General features: G+C 34.0%; 2 protein-coding genes and 1 pseudogene. All 3 read right to left on the bottom strand.

What is annotated here, in order from left to right; all coding sequences use genetic code 11:
• Positions 1-252, bottom strand: a pseudogene (locus OF897_RS17410) (hypothetical protein); the annotation flags it as partial.
• A 193-nt stretch (positions 253-445) separates the two neighbouring features.
• Positions 446-820, bottom strand: coding sequence for a hypothetical protein (locus tag OF897_RS17405; RefSeq protein ID WP_267266951.1), 375 nt, complete (start codon positions 818-820; stop codon positions 446-448).
• Positions 820-1,816, bottom strand: a 997-nt coding sequence (locus OF897_RS17400) for an RHS repeat-associated core domain-containing protein (RefSeq protein WP_323809077.1), incomplete at its 5' end; no start/stop codon positions are given. The genes OF897_RS17405 and OF897_RS17400, both read right to left, overlap by 1 nt.

Genomic DNA, 1,816 nt, shown 5'->3' with positions numbered 1-1,816 from the left:
GTAATAACCTGTTGATGCATCAAATTCTTTTGCATTATATTTATATGGGTTGTCATAGCTAAAATTGGTATTCTCCATCAGCATTTCCCCATATGGCATGTATTCGTACCAATTGGTGACTTTTCCTGCACTGTTAACCAATATAGAAGCTCCACTAAAATGGTCAGGATGAATCCAGTACATTTCAGAATCAAGAAGTTCTGGCGGCGTGACACCAACCATACAGTCATCTGCCAAAAACTGAGTCCACATATCACAAAAGTTTCCGTTATTAACAGCATCTTCATACGCTTTTAAAAGCTTTTGAAAACATTCTTCATCGCCGCTCTGCTGAAAAAAAGATAATAATTAATCAGATATATCATACAAAACTACCACACGAAAGGATTCGTGCAGTAGCAAGAGTAGCTATTCCACTGCTTCTCTCATAGCTTGAACAGAAGCTTTACAATTTTCCAATCAAAACTTCTAATTCTTTTAATTTCTCAATTAATAAGTTAAAAGATTCTTCAGGATAAAACAGAGTTTGATAATTTTTTGGAGTATAAGTATATTCTAATAAGTCTTTAGTTTGATTAATATCTGCTAAAGAATTTATTTTCTTATACTCATCATGAAAATAAAATGAGTATATCTCTATTATCCCATATTCCCAAAAAAATATTTCTATACAAATTTTTGATTCAAAATTAAAGTGAATTCCTGTTTTCCCTAACATTGAAGGTTTCATGAAGGTAATTTCCGATTTAATTTTTGAAAGAAATTTACTTTCTAATCTAAATTTAAATTCTAATAATATCTGTTCAACTTTTTCTTTCATTATAATTTAGTTTTAAGAATTGGTGTAAGATTTCGTAAAGGCGGTGTTAATTGTCCTCCTTTCTTTAAAACAGCTCTTATCTGGCTTTGACCATTAACTGCAGATTCTGGATGTACAGCTTTGAGCCAATCTTTTGTACCAGCTTGTATTAAACTATTTGATTGGATTTCCATCTCAGAATAAACCCAACCTTTTGGAGCTGCTGTCCAACCTTCTGGACCACTTGTTGAAAAAAAAGTTAAACCACCTTGTTCGGGTACAACAACACCCTTTTCTGACATTATTATATAACTTTCTTTTGTTGACCAATGTCCAACTTTTGTATACTGAATACCTGCATCATAAAATAACACACCTCTAAACGCTTTAAATAAATATCCTCCCGCCAGTCCTTCAGCATACAGCTCAAATGTTTTAGCACTTGGATCCGTTAGTGCAGGATGAAATCCTGATGCTGCAAATCGATCAATTATAACGGGATAATATTTGGTTGTATCAAACTCTGCAAAGACCATGAGTCTTTTACTCGAAGATGATATCTGAGGAGCATCATTTCCATACATTGCAGCTCCCGACATCTGTGTAGGCTTTAAAGTGGATGAAGTATTTAGTCCTTCAGTTACAGTACGATCTCTATTAAGATAAGTTGTTGTTCCATTAGTGTTAACATAGGATCCAGACTTTCCTAAACGGGTTAATGTTTCACCATTCTTTCCTTTAATTTGATCTTCCTGACTATCGTACCATGAAACATTTCCTAATCTATCTCTATACCAGTCTTTTATTCTTCCCCCAACTCTCTCTCCCATCATCCCAGTAGGATCTGCAAAGTTAACCGGATCATTCCAAACATAAGCATAAGGAGAGTTAGTAATTTCTTCTAAGGGATCTACACTTAACCAGAAACTACGTTTTGGATCGTAATATCTGGCTCCGTAATAATAATACCCTGTAGATACATCAAACTCTTTCGCATTGTATTTATAAGGATTGTCA

Source organism: Chryseobacterium formosum, from assembly GCF_026460885.1.
GTDB lineage: Bacteria > Bacteroidota > Bacteroidia > Flavobacteriales > Weeksellaceae > Chryseobacterium > Chryseobacterium formosus.
This window is presented reverse-complemented; position numbering and strand designations above follow the sequence as displayed.

Bases quoted from the DNA above. Each gene is read 5' to 3' on its own strand.
- OF897_RS17405 (WP_267266951.1), bottom strand. From the start codon at position 820: ATGAAAGAAAAAGTTGAACAGATATTATTAGAATTTAAATTTAGATTA.